The sequence below is a fragment of the Pseudochrobactrum sp. AO18b genome (assembly GCF_000409565.1).
GTDB lineage: Bacteria > Pseudomonadota > Alphaproteobacteria > Rhizobiales > Rhizobiaceae > Pseudochrobactrum > Pseudochrobactrum saccharolyticum.
This window is the reverse complement of record NZ_ANNO01000264.1, coordinates 1-4,174: the sequence shown is the minus strand read 5'-3', so window position 1 is coordinate 4,174 and position 4,174 is coordinate 1. Positions and strand designations below refer to the sequence as shown.

Annotated in this window: 5 protein-coding genes; all 5 read left to right on the top strand. The window is 52.3% G+C overall.

The window, feature by feature from the left end; translation table 11 throughout:
• The first annotated feature begins 72 nt into the window (after nucleotides 1-72).
• Complete coding sequence (locus tag A918_RS0111120) at nucleotides 73-927, top strand: S49 family peptidase (protein WP_022711139.1); 855 nt, start codon at nucleotides 73-75, stop codon at nucleotides 925-927.
• A gap of 113 nt (nucleotides 928-1,040) precedes the next feature.
• The gene (locus A918_RS0111115) at nucleotides 1,041-1,229 is read left to right on the top strand and encodes a membrane protein (RefSeq protein WP_022711138.1); all 189 of its coding nucleotides are present in this window, start codon (nucleotides 1,041-1,043) and stop codon (nucleotides 1,227-1,229) included.
• Nucleotides 1,230-1,238: 9 nt separating this feature from the next.
• Nucleotides 1,239-2,162, top strand: a complete 924-nt coding sequence (locus A918_RS20210) for a 4-(cytidine 5'-diphospho)-2-C-methyl-D-erythritol kinase (RefSeq protein ID WP_022711137.1) — start codon at nucleotides 1,239-1,241, stop codon at nucleotides 2,160-2,162.
• Between the two features lie 13 nt (nucleotides 2,163-2,175).
• On the top strand, nucleotides 2,176-2,724 hold the full coding sequence (gene moaB, locus A918_RS0111105; RefSeq protein WP_022711136.1) for a molybdenum cofactor biosynthesis protein B: 549 nt from the start codon (nucleotides 2,176-2,178) through the stop codon (nucleotides 2,722-2,724).
• Nucleotides 2,725-2,993: 269 nt separating this feature from the next.
• The coding region (locus A918_RS20205) for a PA0069 family radical SAM protein (RefSeq protein ID WP_022711135.1) at nucleotides 2,994-4,174 on the top strand (1,181 nt) is incomplete at its 3' end.

The following is a 4,174-nucleotide window of genomic DNA, read 5'->3' as shown; positions in this document are numbered from 1 at the left end:
TTTTCACCCGCTGCAGCTATAACAGCGGGTGAAAACTATTTTATCGTCTGCTTTTCACACCGGAGATTTTCAGTGCCGTCACTCATCAGCCGTGTTATCCCGCGTCGCTTCCGGGCTTCCAGTATTGAAATTCCGGTCGTCCGGCTGAGCGGTGCGATCATGACCGGCAACAGCCCTTTACGGCAAAATCTGTCGCTCGAAGGCATCGCTGTTCAGCTGGAAAAAGCCTTTGCCAATAAGCACAGTCCTGCTGTGGCACTGAGCATTAATTCCCCCGGCGGTTCACCGGTACAATCACGGCTAATCTATAAGCGTATCCGTGATCTGGCCGAAGAAAAGAACAAGAAAGTCCATGTCTTTGTTGAGGATGTGGCGGCTTCCGGCGGCTATATGATCGCTATTGCCGGAGACGAAATTATTGCTGATCCGTCTTCCATTCTGGGTTCGATCGGCGTGGTTTCCGCCTCCTTTGGCTTTACCGAACTCATCAAGAAAATCGGCGTTGAACGCCGTGTGCACACAGCCGGTAAAAACAAAGCCACGATGGATCCGTTTCAGCCGGAAAAAGCATCGGATGTCGAACATATCAAAGCGCTGCAATTGGAAATTCACCAAACTTTTATTGATATGGTAAAAGAGCGCCGCGGCAGTAAATTGCAGGACAATGACGATCTTTTCACCGGTCAGTTCTGGACAGGCATTACGGCTTTGCAGCTCGGGCTGATTGATGGTCTTGATGATATGCGCTCGCATCTGCGCAAGCTCTATGGCGAAAAAACCAAGCTTAATCTGATCCAGCCTTCGCGCGGACTGCTGGGGCGCAAAAATACCGGCGGTATTTCTCATGCGCAAATGCTTGGCGCAGCAGGTGAAAGCCTGATGAATGTACTCGAAGAAAAAGCTCTTTGGTCACGCTATGGCCTGTAACAGGCTTATGTTATCATAATATCATCAGAATAAGATGCTATAAGAGCTTCTTGAAACGAGGTTACAGCCTGATTAAATCAACAGGCATGTTATTTTCCCGGAAAGGAGCCGGTATGCCACAGCTGATTTTTCTGATCCTTCTGGTTGCGGCTGCGATCTATGGCTATCGCTCCTTCAAGCGCGAAGCGGCGCGTGTCTCCCAGAAAGTCCGTCAGGCCGAACAGGAAGCCCGCACAGGTGCCAGCGGCACACTGGTACGCGACCCGAAAACCGGTGTTTACCGTCCGGCAGATAAAGACTGATCCTAAAGCATGCCAGATATTTTAGCTTCACAGGCAGCGAGCCAACAGACTGCCTCACATCTTCGCGCCACAGCCTATGCCAAACTTAATCTGGCATTGCATGTGACCGGACGGCGCGAGGACGGCTATCATCTGCTGGACACACTTGTTACCTTTGCCGATTATGGTGACGAACTCACAGTTTCCCCTGCGCAGGAAGACAGTTTTACGCTTTCCGGCCGCTTTGGTGCGGGGCTGCCAGCCAATGGCGACAATCTTGTCTTAAAAGCGCGTGATCTTCTGCGCGCACAATTTCCGCAACACAGCTCCGGCGTTGCCATTCATCTGGAAAAAAATCTCCCTGTGGCCTCCGGTATCGGCGGCGGGTCAAGCGATGCCGCCACAGTACTGGCACTGCTTATGCGCTTGTGGAATATCGAAGCGGAACAGGCTTTGCTTGAGCAGATTTGCCTTCAGCTTGGTGCCGATGTGCCGATGTGTCTGCATGGTCAGCTCTGCGGCGGTGCATTGATTGCCAAGGGTATCGGTGAAGACGTGCAAAGGCTGACCGGCCTGCCAGTGCTGTCACTGGTGCTTGTGAATGACGGAACAGCAATTTCCACGCCGCAGATTTTCAAACATATGCATAAGCGTGACAATCCTGCGCTTCCGGAACTGACGCGCTTGAATAGTCAGGCGGAACTTTGCAACTTCCTGCAATCAACCCGCAATGATCTGCTGCCACCCGCTGCAGAGCTTGCACCACAATTGCCAGAAATTCTGCAGGTTTTGCGGGACAGCGGCGCACAATATGCGCAAATGTCCGGTTCAGGCGCGACCTGCTTCGGCATTTATGATACAGCGGATCAGGCGCAACAGGCGGCAATGCATTTGCAACAGCAAAATCCGCACTGGTTTGTCTGCGCAACCACGACCCTGCCCGACAAGATTTAAACCGGAGACAACCATGTCCAATACAGTCAAAGCCGAACGTCCGTTCATTCCGGTGGGTATTGCGGTACTGACGGTTTCAGACAGCCGGACACTGGAAACCGATACATCCGGTGCATTTCTTGCCTCCCGTATTGAAGAGGCAGGCCATCTGTTGCGTGACCGGCAGATCGTGACTGATGACGCTGCAAAAATCCGCGAGCTGGTTGTGCAATGGTCCAAAGATCCGGCAATTGATGTGGTGATTACCACCGGCGGCACCGGCTTCACCGGACGCGATGTGACACCTGACGCTTTGGAGCCGGTCTTCGACAAGCGTATGGACGGGTTTTCAGTGATCTTCCATCAGCAGTCCTATGCCAAGATCGGTACTTCCACGATCCAGTCCCGCGCAACTGCCGGTCTCATCAACCAGACATTTGTTTTTGTGCTGCCGGGTTCCGGCGGTGCTTGCCGCGATGCATGGGACGGTATTCTCGCCCAGCAGCTCGACTATCGCCACCGCCCGTGCAATTTCGTTGAAATCATGCCGCGCCTTGATGAACATTTGAAACGCAAAAGCTAGAGCATAATTCCTTAAGCTGGGATCGGTTTAAAGTGAAATTATGCTCTAATTTTAAAAGTGTTAGAGCGACCTTTGTGTGCCAGGTCTGGCACACGGCGCTCTAATTGCGAAAAGACATAAATTAAGTTCTTGCTTTGTTCTTATTTTCAGATTAAATTTGAACCATAAACGGCGCATCAGAGTCGCATAATTCGCGCTGTATTCATTGCTTCATTTTGATTGTTTTGCTCCGGTCATGCTGTCACGGCATTTCCGGCAAGGAGAAAGCTATGGCAATTTTACAGGAGGTTTTCGGACCAGCCGATCAGGCCGTCTTCTCCCGTTCGGCTGTCTTCGGATCGGAGCGCACAGATCAGGCAAATGCTATTGTTGACGGCACCGGCTTGCGGATTGACCACAGCCGTCGTCGCGGACGTGGTGCAGGTATCAATCCTTCCGGCCGGTTTGAAAGTCAGACACGCATCGATAGTGATGATGGCTGGAACTCTCTGGAAGAGCTGGAACCGTTCAAGACAGAAGTCCAGATCGAAAAGCCGCGCACCATCATCACCCGTAATGACTCGCCGGATATTAATTTTGACCGCTCAATCAATCCTTATCGCGGTTGTGAGCATGGCTGTATTTATTGCTTTGCCCGCCCTACCCACAGCTATATGGGACTGTCTGCCGGTCTTGATTTTGAAACCAAACTCTTTGCCAAACCCGATGCGGCACGGTTGCTGGAAAAGGAACTTTCCAAAGCCGGTTATATTCCCAAGACGATCGCCATTGGCACCAATACAGACCCTTATCAGCCGGTAGAAAAGAAATGGCGGATTATGCGGGATATATTGAGTGTGCTGGATGCCGCCAATCATCCGGTCGGCATCGTCACCAAATCCGCACTGGTTACCCGCGACATTGATATTCTGGGTTCGATGGCCGAGCGTGGTCTGGCAAAGGTTGCCCTCTCTGTCACCACCATGGATGCCAAATTAGCACGCAATATGGAGCCGCGGGCCTCAACACCGGGATTGCGCTTACAGGCCATTCGGCAGCTGAATGAGGCAGGTATTCCGGCATCGGTGATGCTTGGCCCTGTGATCCCCGGCATCAACGACCACGAGATTGAACGTATATTGGATGCCGCCTATGCGATGGGCGCACGCGAGGCCGGATATGTCTTGCTACGCCTGCCTTATGAGGTCGCGCCACTCTTCAAGGATTGGCTGCTGCAGCATTTTCCTGACCGTTACCGCCATGTCATGTCCCTGTTGCGTTCAATGCGCGGCGGCAAGGACTATGATGCGGAATGGGGCAAACGGATGCGTGGTGAAGGCCCTTATGCGTGGCAGATTGGCCGCCGCTTTGAGATTACCTGTAAAAAGCTTGGGCTGAATATTCATAAGCGACGAATGCGTTGTGACCTGTTCGCCCCGCCGCAAACAAGCAGTGTTCAACTCTCGCTTTT